This window comes from Mesorhizobium sp. M1338, assembly GCF_040318045.1.
GTDB lineage: Bacteria > Pseudomonadota > Alphaproteobacteria > Rhizobiales > Rhizobiaceae > Mesorhizobium.
The window spans coordinates 1-18,477 of sequence record NZ_JAMYLL010000021.1 but is presented as its reverse complement, the minus strand read 5'-3'; the positions used below and the strand labels follow the sequence as shown (position 1 = coordinate 18,477).

The 18,477-nt window shown below is 60.9% G+C and carries 19 protein-coding genes, 1 tRNA gene and 2 pseudogenes; 9 read left to right on the top strand and 13 right to left on the bottom strand.

Annotated elements, in window-relative coordinates; genetic code table 11:
* The first annotated feature begins 222 nt into the window (after positions 1-222).
* Positions 223-627, top strand: a complete 405-nt coding sequence (locus NKH19_RS18960) for a response regulator (RefSeq protein WP_352865930.1) — start codon at positions 223-225, stop codon at positions 625-627.
* Between the two features lie 106 nt (positions 628-733).
* Here NKH19_RS18960 and ctrA read toward each other — a convergent pair whose 3' ends face one another.
* Positions 734-1,429 (bottom strand): response regulator transcription factor CtrA, encoded by a 696-nt coding sequence (ctrA, locus tag NKH19_RS18955; RefSeq protein ID WP_006203583.1) that lies wholly within the window; start codon positions 1,427-1,429, stop codon positions 734-736.
* Positions 1,430-1,880: 451 nt separating this feature from the next.
* On the opposite strand from ctrA, the gene NKH19_RS18950 reads away from it, so the two are divergent.
* Positions 1,881-2,258 carry a hypothetical protein gene (locus tag NKH19_RS18950; protein WP_056595903.1) on the top strand — a complete coding sequence of 126 codons (378 nt, stop codon included), beginning with the start codon at positions 1,881-1,883 and terminating at the stop codon, positions 2,256-2,258.
* Here the strand turns inward: NKH19_RS18950 and NKH19_RS33570 are convergent.
* Positions 2,151-2,942: a winged helix-turn-helix transcriptional regulator gene (locus NKH19_RS33570; protein WP_502910978.1), complete on the bottom strand. Its 792-nt coding sequence runs from the start codon at positions 2,940-2,942 to the stop codon at positions 2,151-2,153. The genes NKH19_RS18950 and NKH19_RS33570 overlap by 108 nt on opposite strands.
* On the opposite strand from NKH19_RS33570, the gene NKH19_RS18940 reads away from it, so the two are divergent.
* A complete protein-coding gene (locus tag NKH19_RS18940; protein WP_352866095.1) occupies positions 2,869-3,273 on the top strand; it encodes a hypothetical protein in 405 nt (134 codons plus the stop codon). The two genes, NKH19_RS33570 and NKH19_RS18940, sit on opposite strands and share 74 nt — an antisense overlap.
* 183 nt (positions 3,274-3,456) lie before the next feature.
* Here the strand turns inward: NKH19_RS18940 and sciP are convergent, their stop codons facing one another.
* Positions 3,457-3,732, bottom strand: coding sequence for a CtrA inhibitor SciP (gene sciP / locus NKH19_RS18935; RefSeq protein ID WP_013529904.1), 276 nt, complete (start codon positions 3,730-3,732; stop codon positions 3,457-3,459).
* Positions 3,733-4,041: 309 nt separating this feature from the next.
* Between sciP and mnmA the strand changes: the two genes are divergently transcribed.
* The gene (gene mnmA / locus NKH19_RS18930) at positions 4,042-5,232 is read left to right on the top strand and encodes a tRNA 2-thiouridine(34) synthase MnmA (RefSeq protein ID WP_352865928.1); all 1,191 of its coding nucleotides are present in this window, start codon (positions 4,042-4,044) and stop codon (positions 5,230-5,232) included.
* Positions 5,233-5,422: 190 nt separating this feature from the next.
* On the opposite strand, the gene NKH19_RS18925 is transcribed toward mnmA, so the two are convergent.
* Positions 5,423-6,382 (bottom strand): Gfo/Idh/MocA family protein, encoded by a 960-nt coding sequence (locus tag NKH19_RS18925; RefSeq protein WP_352865926.1) that lies wholly within the window; start codon positions 6,380-6,382, stop codon positions 5,423-5,425.
* Between the two features lie 239 nt (positions 6,383-6,621).
* Here NKH19_RS18925 and NKH19_RS18920 point away from each other — a divergent pair.
* Positions 6,622-6,698, top strand: a tRNA-Met gene (locus tag NKH19_RS18920).
* Positions 6,699-6,743: 45 nt separating this feature from the next.
* Here NKH19_RS18920 and NKH19_RS18915 read toward each other — a convergent pair.
* From NKH19_RS18915 to NKH19_RS18880, 8 genes and pseudogenes are all read right to left on the bottom strand, one after another.
* Complete coding sequence (locus NKH19_RS18915) at positions 6,744-7,970, bottom strand: MFS transporter (RefSeq protein ID WP_352865626.1); 1,227 nt, start codon at positions 7,968-7,970, stop codon at positions 6,744-6,746.
* Positions 7,967-9,355 (bottom strand): FAD-dependent oxidoreductase, encoded by a 1,389-nt coding sequence (locus tag NKH19_RS18910; protein WP_352865624.1) that lies wholly within the window; start codon positions 9,353-9,355, stop codon positions 7,967-7,969. Before NKH19_RS18910 ends, NKH19_RS18915 begins: the two co-directional genes overlap by 4 nt.
* Before the next feature lie 45 nt (positions 9,356-9,400).
* Positions 9,401-9,721 (bottom strand): ArsR/SmtB family transcription factor, encoded by a 321-nt coding sequence (locus tag NKH19_RS18905; protein WP_352865621.1) that lies wholly within the window; start codon positions 9,719-9,721, stop codon positions 9,401-9,403.
* 57 nt (positions 9,722-9,778) lie between these two features.
* Positions 9,779-9,959 (bottom strand): annotated as a pseudogene (locus NKH19_RS18900) (arsenical resistance protein ArsH); the annotation flags it as partial.
* Positions 9,960-10,370: an arsenate reductase (glutaredoxin) gene (arsC, locus tag NKH19_RS18895; RefSeq protein WP_352865619.1), complete on the bottom strand. Its 411-nt coding sequence runs from the start codon at positions 10,368-10,370 to the stop codon at positions 9,960-9,962. It lies immediately after the preceding pseudogene.
* Positions 10,367-11,476 (bottom strand): ACR3 family arsenite efflux transporter, encoded by a 1,110-nt coding sequence (arsB, locus tag NKH19_RS18890; RefSeq protein WP_502910976.1) that lies wholly within the window; start codon positions 11,474-11,476, stop codon positions 10,367-10,369. Before arsB ends, arsC begins: the two co-directional genes overlap by 4 nt.
* Positions 11,477-11,579: 103 nt before the next feature.
* Positions 11,580-11,705: pseudogene (locus tag NKH19_RS33565) on the bottom strand (arsenate reductase/protein-tyrosine-phosphatase family protein); the annotation flags it as partial.
* 16 nt (positions 11,706-11,721) lie between these two features.
* Complete coding sequence (locus NKH19_RS18880; RefSeq protein WP_352865617.1) at positions 11,722-12,054, bottom strand: ArsR/SmtB family transcription factor; 333 nt, start codon at positions 12,052-12,054, stop codon at positions 11,722-11,724.
* A 361-nt stretch (positions 12,055-12,415) separates the two neighbouring features.
* On the opposite strand from NKH19_RS18880, the gene NKH19_RS18875 reads away from it, so the two are divergent.
* Together NKH19_RS18875 and NKH19_RS18870 are read left to right on the top strand one after the other, a co-directional pair.
* Positions 12,416-13,063 (top strand): helix-turn-helix domain-containing protein, encoded by a 648-nt coding sequence (locus NKH19_RS18875; protein ID WP_352865615.1) that lies wholly within the window; start codon positions 12,416-12,418, stop codon positions 13,061-13,063.
* 106 nt (positions 13,064-13,169) lie between these two features.
* Complete coding sequence (locus NKH19_RS18870) at positions 13,170-13,691, top strand: GNAT family N-acetyltransferase (RefSeq protein ID WP_352865613.1); 522 nt, start codon at positions 13,170-13,172, stop codon at positions 13,689-13,691.
* A 272-nt stretch (positions 13,692-13,963) separates the two neighbouring features.
* On the opposite strand, the gene eglC is transcribed toward NKH19_RS18870, so the two are convergent.
* Positions 13,964-15,355 carry an endo-1,3-1,4-beta-glycanase EglC gene (gene eglC / locus NKH19_RS18865; RefSeq protein ID WP_352865612.1) on the bottom strand — a complete coding sequence of 464 codons (1,392 nt, stop codon included), beginning with the start codon at positions 15,353-15,355 and terminating at the stop codon, positions 13,964-13,966.
* Between the two features lie 549 nt (positions 15,356-15,904).
* Here eglC and NKH19_RS18860 point away from each other — a divergent pair.
* Together NKH19_RS18860 and NKH19_RS18855 are read left to right on the top strand one after the other, a co-directional pair.
* Positions 15,905-16,552, top strand: a complete 648-nt coding sequence (locus NKH19_RS18860; RefSeq protein WP_352865610.1) for a response regulator transcription factor — start codon at positions 15,905-15,907, stop codon at positions 16,550-16,552.
* Positions 16,553-16,856: 304 nt separating this feature from the next.
* On the top strand, positions 16,857-18,477 hold a 1,621-nt coding region (locus NKH19_RS18855; protein WP_352865608.1), incomplete at its 3' end, for a hypothetical protein.

The window sequence follows — 18,477 nt, the reverse complement described above, 5'->3', positions numbered from 1 at the left end:
GCCAAAGTACTTTTACATCGAAATCTGTAATTCCGGCTGATTGGCATGAAATTCGTTTAGTTGCCTAGGCGGCATTGAAGCATTCGCGAATAAAAGTCAGCAGCCGCCATCTTTGCAAAAATTTTACCTAACGCCTTTTCGGCTTCTTTACCGGATTGGCCTATGGTGCCTCTCGATGCCCCCGACGCTGCCGGATTGCCAGACGGCAAAGAGGACCCGGAAATGAAACGCTGCATGTTCGTCGACGATTCAAGCGTCATCAGGAAGGTTGCAAAACGTATCCTGGGCGGCTCCGAAATGGTTATCATCGAGGCCGCCAGCGGACTTGACGCGCTGGAGATGTGCGCCGCCGATATGCCCGACATCATCGTCGTCGACGGCGCCTTGCCTGACGTGGCGGCGGTCGATCTCATCCGTCGCGTGCGCGCCATGGAGAGCCCGATAAAGCCGCAGATCCTGATTTCACTGGTCGAGCTCGATATCGCTTCGATCATGCGGGCCAAGCGCGCTGGCGCCCAGGGCTATCTCTTGAAGCCGTTCAACCGTTCGCAATTGCTTGAGCGTTTTAGCGCCTTGAGGATCGCGCCTGATTCGGCGGTGGTGAGCAATTCCAGGAAGAGTGCGTGACGGTTTTCTGCTGGTAATTGCGTAAAACGGATGCTTATCAGCCCATCACGCAAAAAACCCGGCAGAGCCGGGTTTTTTATTGAATAAGTTAGAACGTGTTCTTCGCTCAGGCGCTGACGCGGATGTCTTCGGGTTCGCGCAGCACATAGCCGCGACCCCAGACCGTCTCGATGTAATTCTGGCCGCCGGACGCCGCATCGAGCTTTTTGCGCAGCTTACAGATGAAGACGTCGATGATCTTCAGCTCAGGCTCGTCCATTCCGCCATAAAGGTGGTTGAGGAACATTTCCTTGGTCAGCGTCGTGCCCTTGCGCAGCGAGAGCAGCTCCAGCATCTGGTATTCCTTGCCGGTCAGGTGTACGCGCTGGCCGCCGACTTCGACGGTCTTGGCATCGAGGTTGACCACGAGATCGCCGGTGGTGATGACCGACTGGGCGTGCCCCTTGGAGCGCCGCACGATGGCATGAATGCGGGCGACCAGCTCATCCTTGTGAAACGGCTTGGTCATATAGTCGTCGGCGCCGAAGCCGAGGCCGCGTACCTTGTCCTCGATACCGGCCATGCCGGAGAGGATGAGGATCGGCGTCTTTACCTTGGAAAGGCGAAGCGTCCTCAAAACCTCGTAGCCCGACATGTCAGGCAGGTTGAGATCGAGAAGGATTATGTCGTAATCGTAGAGCTTGCCTAGATCGACGCCCTCTTCACCGAGATCGGTCGTGTAGACGTTGAAACTTTCCGATTTCAGCATCAGCTCGATGCTTTGTGCGGTTGCACTGTCATCTTCTATCAGCAGAACACGCATTTCATTCCCCTTTTCTGCTGCCGGACCATTTCACGACCCGTCCGGACCCGGAGCAGTGGTTGCCTTGTGCAGAGGCTGCCATTAAATGGTTAACAAAACCTAATTTCCCGTCCATGACGGTACCAGATTTTTTAACCTCTTTCTACACCCTCTTGAATCTAATAACGAATCTCAGAACCAAATCCTAATGCAACACATCAACAATCTGGACTAAGTGACTCCAGGGACTCATCGACATCGCTTCCGCATCGGCGGCCGGAATTTTTACCCGGCCTTAAGTCCTGACCCGTATGATTAACAATGCCCGTAAACGAATGGTTACCGCCGGCAAAAAACTTTAGGGTTTTGTTTCCCATAGTTCGGGGAAAGGCGGTGGACACGGGTGCGGCCTGGGCCCTTCCAGGTGGTTTGGACGATAAGTGCGGGTGTGCGTTTCCGGGAGTACCGAATCATGAAGTCACGTGAAAACCTCGTTCGGCTGAAACAATTTCAGGTGAATGAGAAGCGGCGGCAGCTGCTGCAGCTCGACATGATGATCGCCGAGTTCGAACGCATGGCCGTCGAGCTGGAGCTTCAGATCACCGCTGAAGAAAAGAAGGCCGGCATCACCGACATCAACCATTTCGCCTATCCGACCTTCGCCAAGGCGGCGCGTTTGCGCCGCGACAACCTCAGAAATTCGCAAAGTGACCTCGCTCAGCAGCGAAGCACTGCCGAATCATTACTCGGCGAAGCTGAAGCGGAGCTTTCCAAGGCGGAAATGCTGGAATCGCGTGACACCAAGATCCGCGAAGCCGAAGTCGGCGGCCGCAGCGCCATGATCGGCTGAAGCCCGGCCCGCACGCGGCTCCGGCGCTTGCCAACCCGGCGGGCGCATGACCTCGCCCAGCCTTGGCGGCAAGGTCGCCAAGAGAACTGGAAGCCACCTAGGCGGCCAAATCGCCTTCATATTCGGCAGCCGCCCGCGCCCTGGCATCTTGATGTCCGGTGCATGCTGTTCCGCCCATGACCGTATCTGGGTAAGCAGCATCTGGGTAAGCAGCCCCGCCAGGCTCTGGCCGAGATCCGTCAATTCATATTCGACGCGCGGCGGGATCCCCGGGAAGATCTCGCGCCGCACCAGTCCGTCACGATCGAGAACGCGCAGCGTCTGCGTCAGCATCTTCGGCGTGATGCCTTCGAGCTTGCGGGCAAGCTCGCCATTGCGCAGCCGGCCTTTGCGCAGCGCGCAAACCACCAGATAGACACCCGCGGCGCGATCGTCTCGCTCGACCGTGAAGCGAGATCGGCGATGTTGAAGAAGCGGATACGCGCTCGCGAAGTCATACGGGAAGAACCAATTCGAGCAGAACCGCTTATCGGTCCTTAAGGTTTCTAACCCAAGATACCGAAGTAAGGGCCGAGGAATACTTGGATTCTTAGATATTGGAACAGAACTCGTGGAACATTCTGGCGGCGTCGAGGAAAAGCGCAGATGGGTTCGAAGGAACGTCAATTTCCTTGTTCGCCTCATCTTTCCATCACATGGCCTGCGCGAAGTACAGAGCAACAATTTTCGCATGCTGGACCTGTCCGAAGGTGGAGCGGCGCTGTATGTCGGCAGCTTTTCCGGCAGTCCGGATTACTTTTACCTGCAATATGGTGATGATAAATCCGAACTGGTGAGCTGCTATCTGGTCCAAAGAACACAGCACGCGCTGAGTTGCCGATTCGCCAGTCCCCTCCCAACCGCACAGATCGACGCTATTATCGCTCAAAAAGAGATGGACCTCACCATCGAAAGTCTTTTTTTGGAGACGAAAGAGGATTTGGTCGACAACTTTCTTGGCTCGTTTGTGAAATAGATTCCCGATCGCTGGGTGCGGCCTTCATCTCGCAGTTTTTAAGAAGAGGGGCGCGATCATGTCTCGCCCTCCGCGGGTCGGCGAGCATGTCCATGTAGCGAAGATCGCGATGGGCTAGGCGAGCGAAGAGCAGCGGTTGCGCCGCCCCTTAACTCACGATCGCCGTTCCTGAAGCGAATTTTGCTAGTGCCGGTATTGCTGGATGCGCGTCGTGCGCAGCCCGGCAAGGCCATATTCGTCGATCGACGCCTGCCAGGACAGGAATTCCTCGGTGGTGAGCTTGTAGCGTTGGCATGCCTCGTCCAGGCTCAAAAGCCCGCCGCGCACTGCCGCAACCACTTCCGCCTTACGCCGGATAACCCAGCGACGTGTATTCGTCGGCGGCAGATCGGCAATCGTAAGAGGACTGCCGTCAGGCCCAATAACATACTTGACTCTCGGTCTAACCAGATCGGTCATCGTACTCTCTACAAAAAACTCAAAGACCCAATCCCCGCCACGTTACCGCCACAGCTTTAAAAATTGCCTAAGCAGACCCTAATGACTAGGTAAGGATCATGAACGCCGCGTTAGTCTTTTCACCGGCATTTGAACCATCTGCCCGCAAACCCTGGTTTGCCGGGGAAGAAACCCCGGTTGGCCCGGGAAATTGCATCCCCTCACGCGGATCGATCGCCCCCATGAATCGCCCTGCCCGCTGGCGCGCCGGTAAAGCTTGACCTATATTCTCGACATTGGCATTGAGACGCCGCGTAGAACGAAAGCATCATGAACAGTCTCGATCTTCCCGGACGTCCCGAAACCAACCGCATCGTCGTCGCCATGTCGGGCGGTGTCGATTCATCGGTCGTCGCTGGCCTGCTGAAGCGCGAAGGCTACGATGTCGTCGGCGTCACCTTGCAGCTCTACGACCATGGCGCGGCGACGCACCGGGCCGGCTCGTGCTGCGCCGGGCAGGACATCGACGATGCCCGCCGCGTCTCCGAGACGCTCGGCATCCCCCATTATGTGCTCGACTATGAGGAGCGCTTCCGCAAGGCGGTCATCGATCCCTTTGCCGAAAGCTATGTCGCCGGCGAGACGCCGATCCCTTGCGTGTCTTGCAATCAGACGGTGAAGTTCGCCGACCTGCTGGCCACCGCCAAGGAGCTTGGCGCCGACGCGCTGGCCACCGGCCACTACATCCGCTCCGGCGCCAATGGCGCCCACCGCGCGCTCTACCGGCCGGTCGACGCCGACCGCGACCAGAGCTATTTCCTGTTCGCCACCACGCAGGCGCAGATCGATTATCTGCGCTTTCCCCTCGGCGGCCTGTCGAAGCCGCAGGTTCGCGCCATTGCCGAGGAGATGGGGCTGACGGTCGCGGCCAAACAGGACAGCCAGGACATTTGCTTCGTGCCGCAGGGCAAGTATTCCGACATCATCGCCAAGCTGAAGCCGACCGCCGCCAATCCAGGCGACATCGTCCATATCGACGGCCGCGTGCTCGGCCGCCATGAGGGCATCCTGCGCTACACGATCGGCCAGCGCCGCGGCATCGGCATCGCTTCCGGCGAGCCGCTTTACGTCGTCCACCTCGATGCCGACCGCGCCCGCGTCGTGGTCGGCCCGCGCGAGGCGCTGGAGACGCACAAGATCTATCTGCGCAACATGAACTGGCTGGGCGACGGACCGCTCGCAGACGTCCCCAGCGGCGGCCTGGAGCTATTCGCCAAGGTTCGCTCGACGCGACCGCCGCGCCCGGCCGTGCTGCATCATCGTGCCGGCGCCACATGGGTGGAATTGGTCGACGGCGAGTCCGGCATCGCGCCGGGCCAGGCCTGCGTGCTCTACTCCGACGACGGCAACGAGGCCCGCGTGTTCGGCGGCGGCTTCATCGAGCGTTCGGAGCGCGGCGCCGAGGCCGAGGCCATGCTGACCCGTCTTGCCGCCAGGCCGGCGCAGATTCCCGCTGAATAGGGGCTCCGTCCTCTCGGAGACCGTTTCGAAATTCGCTCTGGCGAGTCGAGTCATATAGTGGTGTTTTTGAGAACCGGCGCGGAGCGGACATTTGGGTCCGTGAGCACAGTTCTACTGCGTCGACGTAGTAGAACGGGGAAGCGCAGAAAACGCCACCAGATGGCCGCCGGAGTAGAATTTCCAAACGGTCTCAGGACTTGGTGTGGGTGACTGTGCCGGCGGTCAGGATGCGCAGCACCCTGATCGCTTCCTCGCCGCTGGTGCGCGGCTCGGCCCGCGTCTCGATGCAGTGGATGAAATGCTCCAGCTCGCGCGTCAGCGGCATGCCTTGGGCAACCCCGACATAGGACGGCTCATTGGTGGTGAAGGCCCATTGGCCGCTGTCCTGCCACACCGCGTGGCGGTAGACGGCAAGCTTGCGTTCCCATGGCTCGACATCGTCGAACACCGCCATCGCCTTGGTGCCGACCACGGTCAGCCGCCGCTCGCGATAGGGATTGAGCCGCGAGGTGAAGAGATGGCTGCGCAGGCCGTTGGGAAAGCGCATGTGCAGATGCGCGAAGTCGCTGAGATTGTCGAGGAGCGCTGCGCCCTCGCCGCGCACCTCGATCGGCTCGGTGCCGGTGATCGCCAGGATCATCGACAGATCGTGCGGCGCCAGGTCCCACAGCGCGTCGTTCTCGGTGTGGAACTTGCCGAGCCCGAGCCGGTGCGAGTGGATGTAGCGGACTTCCCCGAGCTCGCCCTTGTCGATCAGCCCTTTCAGCGTCTCGAAAGCGGGATGGAATCGCAGGACATGGCCGACCATGAAGACGCGGCCATTGTCCTTGGCCGCCTGCACCGCACGCTCGGCGTCCGCTACCGTCAGAGCGATCGGCTTTTCCACCAGCACGTCCTTGCCGCTCTCGACGGCACGCACGGCAAGGTCGGCATGGAATTGCGGCGGCAGTGCCATGACGATAGCGTCGATATCGTCACGGACGAACAGCTGGTCCGGCTCGATCGCCAGGCAATCTTGCTCGCTGGCAAAGCCTTCGGCACGGGCCCGGTTGGTGTCGGAGACCGCGTGCAGCGCGCCGAGCGCCTTGAGGGTGCGGATATGGTTGCTGCCCCAGTATCCGCAACCGAGGACTGCAATGCGCGGCTTCATCTGTTTCAAACTCTTAAACTCGTGGCCGAGACATAGCGACGTGCCACCGCGAACTCAACCCCGGCGGCGGCAACCAAATCTCCGGGCGACAAAGCTTTTCGATAATGACGATAAGCCGGCAAGCTGGTTGCTTCGAAGCTTGACAGGCTCACCCTCCCAACCTTATATCCGCGCGACCTTGGCGAACGCCCCCGACATGCCTTTCGATTTGAGGCGGATTTCGGGCCTTTCGCCGCCCTGGCGGGGTAGCTCAGTTGGTTAGAGCACGGGAATCATAATCCTGGGGTCGGGGGTTCAAGTCCCTCTCCCGCTACCAGTCGCTAATAATAAGTTAAGTGGGCAACCGCTACCGTCAGCCACACTATTGCGGCTGCACCTGAATATCCCTTCGACTGAAAAACAGCCAACCCAAGCCGCATGCCAGGGCGACGTTAATCAGCGCAAGGCCGGAAAGCGTCGCCAGTGTGCCGTAAGCGCCGAAGCGCTCCAGCAGCAGCGCGCCAAGGGACGGCGCCGCCGCCTGAGCAATCAGGCTCGGCATGGCAAGGCGACCCATCAGCTTGGCGTAGCCATTGGAGCCGAAGATCGCGAGCGGCAGAGTGCCCCGCGCAATGGATTCCAGCCCGATGCCCGCGCCGTAGAACGCGAGTGCTAGCGGGATGATCGGCATGCCGAGCCAGAGCGCCGAGACCCCGATAGCGACGAAGGTAACCGACGCGAACTTGGTCCAGATCGGGTGATGGAGGGGCGCGATCACCATCTCGACCGTCCGGGCAGCCACCTGGGAGGGGCCGACGAGGGCTCCAAGCCCAACGGCTGCGGCAAGCGTCATGCCGCTCCGTTGCAGGATCGTAAGCAGATGCACTGACAGCATCGAAGAGATTACCGCCGCAAGCGTGAGGGTCGCGGCCAGGACGATCATGATCGTGAGATTGGAGCCGGTTTGCAGGGCAGGCGTCACCGCCCTACTCGACGCGGCTTTGGCAGCCGGTTGCGGCAGGCCACGAGGCAAGATCACAAGGTAAAGCGGCAAGGCAAGGCAGAGCTGGACCGCGGCGTAGGCCAGGCACGTGCCGCGCCATCCAATCTCCCCCAGCAAAAAAGCCGAGATCGGCCAGCATATCGTGCTCGCAAAGCCCCCGAACAGGGTGAGCGTGGTGATGGCGGAGCGAGCCCCATGGCCGTAGAGCCGGCCAAGGGTGCCGAACGCGGCGTCGTAGAGCCCTGCCCCCATGCCGAGGCCGATAACGAGCCACGCGATGATGTAGGCGGCCAGATTGGGCGCTACCGCAAGTCCGATCTGGCCAAGCCCAATGCAACCCGCGCTGAAGGCCAGAACGTTGCGGCCACCGTGCCGCTCGATCGAAGACCCGACATGCGGCGAGATAACTCCCGCTGTGAGCAATCCGAGAGACAGGCCCCCAACGACCCAGGCCAGAGGCCAGCCTGTGCCTAAGGCGACTGCCGGCGCAATGACCGCGGGGAGATAATACGATGATCCCCACGCCATGATCTGTGTCACGCCGAGCGTCGTGATGATCGTGCGACGACCACGCACGACGGCGGCCGACGGGGGCGACATGGTCATGCTGCGGCGCTGCAGCCGCAGCCGGCCTTGCCCTTGTCCTTGGCTTGCGCGTCCGCAACACAGCAGGCGTCAACGGCCACAGGCGCCGGGCCACCGCAGCAGCCTTTGGCTGCTGAGCCGGAAAACGATGCCGGCACCGTGCAAACGCCGGTCTCCGGCAGCACCAGATGCACGGCATCGGCCGCCGCCATATCACCGGCGATCACTGCTGCGACGGAGCGGACCTGTTCATAGCCGGTCAGCAGCAGGAATGTCGGCGCACGCCCATAGCTCTTGATTCCGACCGTATAGAACCCCGGTTCCGGATGGCTGAGTTCACGGTGGCCATGCGGGGGGACGTCCCCGCAAGAGTGCTCGTTAGGATCGATGAGAGGACCGAGCGCCTTTACGCTTTCAAGCCATGGATCGAGATCGAGCCGCAGTTCGCGGGTCAGGGCGAGGTCCGGCCGCTGGCCGGTGGCCGCGATAATCCTGTCGACGGGCCCGATGGTTTGAAGACCGTCTTTGGTTTGCCCGTCCACAAGCAGGCGGCCGTCCACCTCACTGATGGCTGTGGTGGCAAAGCCGGTGACAAGGCGGACGCGCCCGCTTTCGGCAAGGTCCCTGACTTCGGAGCCGAGTTCACCGCGTGCCGGCAACGCGTCAGCATCGCCGCCCCCATAGATCCGCACCAGGTCGGTGCCGCGCGTCGTCCAGATTGCAGAGGTGCCTGGAGCGCTTTCTGACAGCTTGGCCAGTTCCAGCAAGGCATTGGCAGCCGAATGACCGGCCCCCGCCACGAGCGTCGTACGGCCCGCATAGAGATGGCGGTCCCGGCCGAGGACATCGGGTATGCCGTAGGCGATCCGGTCGCCGAACTCGCTCTCGCCTTCAGCGGACAAGCCGCCTGCGCCAAGCGGGTTCGGTGTTTGCCATGTGCCCGAAGCGTCGATGACGGCGCGGGCCGTATCCCGGCGCCGGCCGCTTGCGGTTTCGACCATCAGCATGAAGGGCCTCTGTTCACGCCCCTTGCTGAGGACCTTGTCGGCACCCCAGCGGGATACGGCGATGACGCGAGCATTGGTCTCGATCGACGGTGCCAGTTCCGGAAGCTGCGCGAGCGGGCCGATGTATTGATCGACGATCTCATCGGCGGTGGGAAATGCCTCAAGCTCCGGCATTGTCCAGCCATGGCCCTCGAGCAGCCGGCGGGCAACCGCATCGACGCAATAGCGCCACGGCGTGAAAACGCGAACGTGCCCCCAGTCCAACAGGTTCGAACCTGCATGCGAGCCGGCCTCGTACACCTTCACCTTCAGTCCACGGCTGATCAGTTGAGCGGCCGCGGCGAGGCCCACGGGCCCCGCGCCGATGACGGCCACCGGGAGATTTGCGATGTCGCTCATTTGTTCGATCCTTCCAGTATCTTCGAATTATTCGCGCAAAAAAAATCAGGCGACAGCTTTGCTGGCCGCTGGCGCACATTTTGCGTCGGCACAGCACTCGTCAGCCAGATAGCCAATCAACGCATTCATGCCGGGATAGTTGGCGCGGCAGATCAGAGTTGTTGCCTGGCGTTCCTGGGTCACGAGGCCAGTGTCGACAAGCCGCTTGAGGTGATGCGACAGTGTCGAGGACGGAATCTCCAGTTTCTCCTGGATACTGCCAACCGGAAGCCCTTCGTCCCCCGCCCTAACCAGGACACGGTAGAGCTGAAGCCGGGTGGGGTTCCCGAGAGCTTCGAGTTGCGATGCTGCTTGTTCGAGTTTCATGGAAATATGTATAAGCGCGATTGGGAAGTCGGTCAAATGAATTTCGGCGATTCTCGAAATATGAATTTTCTGGCTCAGATCGACCGCCGGCTTCGTCGAACTCGGCGAACGCCTTGGCTACCGGCGACTGGTTGGGAATCGTGACCATCCGCACCCAGCGGCCGAGAATACGCAGCTGGTTGACGGCGCTGAAGCTCCGCGAGCCGCCCGACACCTGCATCACCGCGAGGGTGCGCCCCTATGTCGTCCTGTCGACCACGACTTCGCCATCCTCTTTGACGAATGGCCCGATATGCGGATTTGGCAGGACGTCGAGAACCGCTTCCGAAGGCCGGGCAAGGACGACGCCGAGACGTGTGACCACGATCGGCCGGTTGATCAGGATGGGATGCGCCAGCATGAAATCGAGGATCTCGTCGTCGGTCCACTTGGGGTCGCCGAGGCCGAGTTCGGCATAGGGCGTGCCCTTCTCGCGCAGCAAGTCACGGGGCTTCATCCTCATCGCCGCAATCAGTTCGACCAGTCGTTCCCGCGACGGCGGCGTTTTCAGATACTCGATCACTTCCGGTTCCTCGCCCGATTGGCGGATGATCGCGAGGGTATTGCGGGACGTACCGCAATCGGGATTGTGGTAGATGGTGACGGTCATTGCGCGGGCCTCTCTGTCGACATTGTGGTTTTGACGGCGGCACCCTCTTCGTACCAGCCCCGGCTGCGGTTCACGATCCACACCACGGACAGCATGACCGGGACCTCGATGAGGACGCCGACCACGGTGGCGAGGGCGGCGCCCGAATTCAGCCCGAACAACGCAATCGCGGCTGCCACCGCCAACTCGAAGAAGTTCGACGCGCCGATCAACGCCGATGGCCCGGCCACGCAATGCCGCTCGCCGGAGATGCGGTTGAGCAGATAGGCAAGGCCGGAATTGAAATAGACCTGGATCAGGATCGGCACCGCCAGCAGCGCGATCACCAGCGGCTGGGCAATGATCTGCTCGCCCTGGAAGCCGAACAGCAGCACCAGCGTTGCCAGCAGGGCAAACAGCGACAGCGGCTGCATGGCAGCCAGCAGCGCGTCGAGCGCCGCTTGCCCCTTCGCCGCCAGCAACCGGGCGCGAACCAGTTGCGCGACGATCACCGGCAGGACGATGTAGAGCACCACCGACAACACCAGCGTGCTCCACGGCACGGCAATGGCCGACAGGCCGAGCAACAGACCGACGATGGGTGCGAAGGCGACGATCATGATCGCGTCGTTGAGCGCCACTTGCGACAGTGTGAAGTTCGGTTCGCCGCGCGTCAGGTTCGACCACACGAACACCATCGCCGTGCACGGTGCCGCGGCAAGGATGATCAGCCCTGCAATGTAGGAATCGATCTGCACGGCGGGCAGCCAAGGCCGAAACAGCCAGCCGATGAAGAGCCAGCCCAGCAGCGCCATCGAGAACGGCTTCACCGCCCAGTTGATGAACAACGTCACGCCGATGCCGCGCCAGTAGGTGCCGACCCTGGCCAGCGAGGCGAAATCGACGCGCAACAGCATCGGCACGATCATCAGCCAGATCAGCACCGCGACGGGAATGTTGACCCTGGCGATCTCGGCTGAAGCAATGGCGCCGAACGCGCCGGGCAGCAGATGACCGAGCACCACACCCGCAACGATGCACAGCGCTACCCATACCGTCAGGTATTTCTCAACGAAGCCAATCCTGGGCCGCGTCGCCTCGCCCGCGTTCAAAGCATGATCAGTCATGGTTGGTTCCTTGACTCAGCCGGCCTTCGGCGGGTTGCGGCCGATCTCGTCCAGCTGCTTCTGCAGGGCAAGTTTGTCGACCATGTTCATCGGCAGGCTGATTGGGGTGCGATCCGGCGGAATAGGCCTTGAACTTGCCGACACCGACACGGTTAAGGACCGCCTCGGCGATGATCGAACGGGCCGAATTGCCGGTGCGGAGAAACAGAACGTTGTACGGCTCGCTCATCGCGTACGCCTCCCTTCTAGCATTTGCAGGTCACAGCTTGAATGACGGGCTGGCACAATTCCGGTGCGCCGTTGCAACAATCTTCCATCAGATAGGCGAGTAGATCGCGGAAGCCGGTCATGTCCGCGACGTAGCGGATTGTGCGGCCGTCGCGCTCGGCTCGAACCAGGCCGGCATGATCTAGAATCTTCAGGTGCGCCGACATGGTGTTCTGAACGGTATCGAGCCGTGCAGCGATCTCACCTGCGGGAACTCCCTCGCCGCCAGCCTGAACGAGCATGCGGAAAGCCTCGAGCCGGGTATCCTGGCCGAGCGCCGCCAAGGCAAGGAGAGCTAGTTTTTTATCCATGTATCTATAAATCCAGATTTAACGGTATGTAGCGCCAACGTATGACCGCGGGATGACAATTGGGCAAGCGCGGTGGTGAAATTCGCCGCATCAAATCCTCGACCGGTGCCGCGAGCCCGGCGGGGACCGTAGCGCTTTTCCATGGGCGGTCCGATGGGCTACGGCTCAGACCAGATGCTCGATCGGCTCCGGCAGGCACCCCCGACCTCGCCCGAGCAGATCGGGCATGCACCGGCCATCATCAACGGCTCCCGTGCTGCCACGGTCGAATCCTAGGTAGTTTCCCGTAGGGATATAACCGAATTTCGCGACCCGCGGATTCGCGCGATTGCTGTGTCACGGAACAACCGGGAAAACAGCCATGCACGCCTACACGAGCTCCAGAATTTCACTGCCGTCGCATTCTGTCCAGCCAAGCCTGCCGGCGGTATTCGACCCGGCACCATTGCAGCCGGTTAGTTTCTTTCCCGCTGGTTCGGAGATCTATGCCCAGGGCGAGAAGGCCTTAGCCCTCTATCAGGTCGAGTTCGGCGCCGTGCGCATCTACCGCCTGCTTGCCGACGGCCGCCGGCAGATCAGCGCCTTCCACCTCGCCGGCGAGACATTCGGCTTCGAGGCTGACACGACACATCATTTCTTCGCGGAAGCAATCAACGCCACCGCTGTGCGCGTCTTGCGGCTCAATGCCGGGGCGGACATGTCCCACCAGTTGCTGCCCCTGGCGCTCAAGGGTTTGACCCGCGCGCAGGAACACCTGCTGGTCCTGGGTCGCCAGAACGCCATCGAACGCGTCGCCGCTTTCCTGGTCGACATCGCGGAACGGCAGGGCGGCTTGCGACAGGTGGAACTGCCCATGTCTCGTATGGACATCGGCGACTATCTCGGCCTCACCATCGAGACCGTTTCACGGGTCTTCACCCGGCTGAAGGACAAGGGCGTCATCCGCCTGCTCAGCCTGCGCAGCATCGAAATCGTCAAGCGCGACGCGCTCCACTGCATGAGCGAATGACCCGGATATCGTCGAACGGCGGCATGGAGATACTGAGCAAAGCCATATCCCTTTGGCTCCGCAGCATCCGGCCGCTTCAGAACAATCCAGGATTAGAGGTCCGCGTATGACCACGAATAGCTCAATCACCACACGCACCGGCTTTCGCTTCGAGATACGCCTTGCGCATCCCCAAGACGAACCGACCTTGGCGGAGTTCTTCACCCATGTGACGCCGGACGACCTGCGCTTCCGCTTTCTCGGCGCCGTGAAGGAAGTCTCCCATGAACGGCTGGTCGCGATGACGCGTTCAGACGACGCCCATATCCATAATTTTCTTGCGTTCTCGGCGGACGGAATGCTGATCGCGGTTGCGACGCTGGCAAGCGATCCAGCCGACCGAAACGGTGAGGTCGCGATCTGCATTCGCGCCGATCGCAAGCATCTGGGCGTCGGCTGGGAGCTGCTCGCCTATATTGCGAAATATGCCGAAGACCTCGGCCTCGAAGCGATCGAAGCGATCGAGAGCCGTGAAAACCGTGCCGCGATCGAGGTCGAGCGCGACATGGGTTTCACCATCACCACCGATCCCGACGATGCGACGCTTGTCCTGGTTCGGCGGGAGCTGGGGGCGCGATCAGCCGCTTAGCTGCCGCGCTCCCTCCCGGGCCGTTTCGGGCGCGGCAGGTCGAAAGATGATGAGCATATCCGTGCCCGCCCGAGCGCGCCGCAACGCGTGCTCACTAGACCGTCAAGGGTCGAAGAAAGGCGGTAGCGCTCTCCCGCAATTCGCTAAGCTGTTGAAATAACTAAAATCTATGCTGGCGGCGGTGCCGCCGGCGGAAATTGATCAATGATTTCAATGCAGCGCTCTCGTATGCATACCCTGCGGGTTGTTGCCTTCAGCGTGCACCGTGCCACCTAGATAACCCAATCGTTCAACGAATAGGCATGGATGTAGTCGATCTGCATTTCCGCGGGCGTCGCAAGCCCGTCGGCGGGCGCTCCCGCGATGCCGCCCACCGCCAGATCGACCAGCATATACATCGGCTCGTGCATGTCGGCGGGTGTCGCGGCATGGGCAACTTCGACGTCGTCGAAATACCAGACGAGTTCGTCTTCCGTCCACAGCACCCCGTATGTGTGGAACCCTCCGGTATCCGAGACAAAGGGCGTCGAGGCCACGGTCGTATGTGTTCCCGTCTCGTTCGAGTGGCTTGTCATAAGAAGCTTGTTTGGATCCTGACCGGTCATCTCTATGACGTCCAGTTCCGGTGGCCAGGAGCCGTCCTCCGGAAGAAGCCAGAAGGCCGGCCATGCGCCTTGTTTTTCGGGCATGTCGGCCCGAATTTCGAAATAGCCGTAGGTCTGCGCGAAGGATTCGTGAGTCGTCAGCAAACCCGACGTGTATTGGTAGTTGTTTATGTAGGGCTTGATAGCCTCGGGGGCTCGGGCGGCGGTAATCGTGAGAACACCGTCCTCGACGCTGAACGGGTTGACTGAACTCGTCGGGGCGTAGCTGGTATCGATATACCATTGAAGCTCGTTGTTGCTCGTGAGCGTGCTGCCGTTCGCGGCTCCCCACCAGAAGTTCGAGTCCCAGGTACCGCTCGAGCCATTCCACAGGTTCAGCGTGTTGAACTCGTCCGAGAAGGTGAGTTGCAGATGCGACCTGTCCAGGGCCAGATCGAACTGGCTTGCGGTGAACTGGTCGATTGTCTTGTTGGCGAAGACGAGGAACTCGGTGTCGGATAGATCAAGTCGGACGTTCGCGCCCGACTGGACCATGTTGGCGTGCACCTGCTCGAAGGAGGTGAAGCCGTAGCTCCCGACGCGCACCGTATCCTCGGCGCTGAAGTCCAGGATCAGGTCGCTGCCGTTGCCGGGGGCCACGACGAAAATGTCCGCCCCGGATCCGCCCTTGAGAACGTCGTCGCCCTTTAAGCCGTCGAGCGTCTGTTGGCCGGAGCCGCCGGTAATGACGTTGTTCAGTTCGTTCCCGAAAGCGTAGTGTTTGTCGCCGGTGACCGTCAGGTTCTCGAAATTCGCCGGGAGCCTGTAGCTCATCCAGGTCGAGATGGTGTCGACACCCTCGTTGGCCAGTTCGACCGCCTTGTTTTTCGTGGAATACAGATAGTAGATGTCATCGCCCTTGCCGCCATACATCGTGACGCTGACGCTGCTGTCGCCGTAGAGCGAGTCGTTGTATATGCTGCCATAAAGTGCCGGGCCGGAATTCGTCGCCGAGTACCACCTGGTCGAGGACCCGCTATAGGGGAGTGGAACGCCCTTGGCGTTGAGGACGGTGGCCATGCTGGTCTCTGCTCCTTGGACTCGCCTCGATATCAGCCGCAGCATCCATGCAGGGCACGAGAAGCCAATGCCTTTTTTGGCCTTCGAGTTGTGTTCGACTTGTGAGGGTTACCAATAACTTAACACGCGGGCGATTCGGGCCGCCTCGTTGCCTCGAATGCACTAATGCATGTCGCCCAAAAGTGACCTCGGTTTTGGGAGGACGACATGCATAAAAACAAGGACCTAAAGCGTCGCCTGAATCCGTTCAAACGCGACGCGCTTTAGGGTTGGGCTGCCAGCACTTTTTTTGGTCACAAGTCGCCGCAATCTGGGGGCGAGATTTGACATCGCCGTCAGCGGGGAGAAAACGCGCGTCGCGCCATCGTAAGGCGGTCCGCCGGGAAAACATGGTGACGGCGTGTGGGATTCCGCGCTGGTCTGAAAGCCTCGGATCGTTATTATAGCAATCACTATATTAGTGTTTACTTGACAATACGCATGAGCTCTGGTTTCGTGCTTTAACGGGTGTTTAACCAAGTTTGTTGCGTTTTTTCGGACGGTGTTGGTATGTCGACTTTGGTTGTCGCCGACCCGCGGGGGGTGTATCTCGCCGGTCTTGAGTGGGTGTTGCAGAAGGCTGGACACGATGTTGTCGCCCAGTGCCGCCGCCCTGTCGACGTGGTCCCTCATGTGGAGCGCCATCGGCCAGACATCGTCATCGTCGGCCTGGACATCGCGGATCCGCAGACGACCGGTCTCTCAGCCCGGCTGAAGGCCTGCAACAGCGCTCTCGGCATCATCTTCATCGTCCAGCCAGCCGGCAGGATCGACATCAAGGAAATACAGGCGCTCGACAGCGACGGTCTGCTGCTGGACGGCATCAGCCACCGCTATCTCGTCGAATGCGTGAGCGCGGTGGCGGCGGGCAAGAAGTGGATCGACAACAAGATCGTCCAGCAACTGCTGATGCCGGAAACGCAGTCCCAGCCGATGTCCAAGCTGACCGGACGGGAGACTGAAGTCGCCGATCTCGTCTCGCGCGGGCTGCGCAACAAGACCATCGCGCAGCGGCTGCATGTATCCGAAGGCACGGTGAAGATGCACCTGCATCACGTCTACGAGAAGCTGCACCTCGGCAGCCGGGCGGAACTGGCCTGGGTGGCGCATGGCAAAGACGCCGAGCGCCCGGGAACGGGCCGAACCGGCCTCATCTGACCATCGCTTTCAACTGACATCGACATGATGCCGTCAACGGGCAGGAAAGCCGCCTGACGGCATCGGCCGTGCAACCGCCGGCACCGGCCACTATCGAAGGATATATATCGTTCGATCAGGTACGGCCATTGACCCCAATACTACCTAAGCGGGAATGGACGCGTCCTCCGCGTCGGCGGCACATTGAGGGAATTAAGGCCGCAATTCGATAAGCCATCGGATCTGGGGAACCCCGACATGTCGGCGTCGCCGGATGGCGGATCACAAGATTCAAAACTCAAAGTTCTTGTTGGGGATAACAATCATGACAACCACCATCGACATCACCGGCACACTGACTCTGGATCAGAGTTCGGGGCAGCAGACCTTGCTGGACGGCAACGACACCGTAATCGACAGCAACCTCACCGGGCTTTCCTCCGCTTTCCAGACTTTCCTGAACGGCCTTGCTGGCGACCTGCTACTGTCCGCGGGCCAGCGCGCCTATGCCGACGACGTCGAGGCGGCGGTCAGCGGGGCTGGGCTCGTCACGGTCAATCCCGACGGAGCGACGATCAGCAAGCTGTTCTTCTCCGATGGCAGCGGCGCGCCGCTCGATGGCGATCAGGTCATCTTCAATGGCAGCCCGCTACTGACGGTCGATGGCGATGCCATCTATCTGCATTCCTATGCGAACGGCACGATCGTGCTGGCCACCACCAGCGCCACCGAGGGCGTAGGCGACGTCGTTGCCGCCTTCTATCTGAAAGCGGCCGGCGACAATCTCAGCGCCGGCATCGAGATGGTGACCTTCGAGGCCATCGCGCACCCGGATGTAACGAGCAGCGATGACAGTATCGACTGGACCGACATTCTCAACGTCTCGGCAACGGGATCGACGTCCTTCAATTTCGACAATCTCGCCTCCGGCAACAACCTGTTCGTGGCGGTGGGCACATCCGGCGCAGGATTGGTGGTAAGCGGCATACACCCGGTCATCCACGCCGACGGAACACTCGACAATTCAGGTGACAACATCAAGACCAGCCAGGGCGGCATCGGCGCCACGATCGGCGTCAACAACCAGATGTTCGATCCGGGTGAGACGGCGGTGTTCAGCTTCGTCAAAGGCCAGGCACCGGGCACATATGGCGACATCGACAACATGAGCTACACCGACTTCATCGATGTCACCGACGCCGCGCTCTTCATCTCGCAGACGGAAGGCACTCCGAGCACCAACTTCACCGTGAAGATCGGGGCATTCAGCGCCGGCGGCGCAACAACCGCTGCTGAGTCGGGCCGGAGCTACATCGACAACAATCTCAACAGTGGCGCCAATCTCGGCAACGATGGCGGCCAAAGCGCACTTGCCGACGATGCGGCGGTGGCCATCGTTCGCGTCATCATCAAAGACGGCAACGGGCAGGTCGTCACCGACACAACCGTCACGAACAATTTCGTCACCTTCAACACCGTTAACGGCATACCTGATGGAACCATAACCGCACAACATCTCAACGACGCCTATACGGTGCAGTGGTTCACTGACAACACCGGCACACAGGCGGTGGAGACCTTCAACCGCTTTCAGGCGACAGCGGTGGTCGGCAAATTCGACGTCGGCCGGGTCGATCTATCGCAGGGCGTGACGGTGACTGAATCGGTCGGCGACAAGCTGCACACCGACGATGACGGGCCGACGGTGTCGGCCAACGCGGCCGTGCAACTCGACGACGACGCGCTGACCGGCGGCAATGCGGGCGGCACAGGCGACGTCAATCCCGACACCGCCAACACCACCGGCACGCTGGCGCACAGCTACGGCACCGACGGCGCCGGCTCGACGCTGCTGAGCGGCGCTGGCCTGCCGACCTCGTCGGCGGTGAACGGCGACTTCATCCAGGCGCTCAACGCTAACGGCACGGTGCTGACGATCAGCCAGA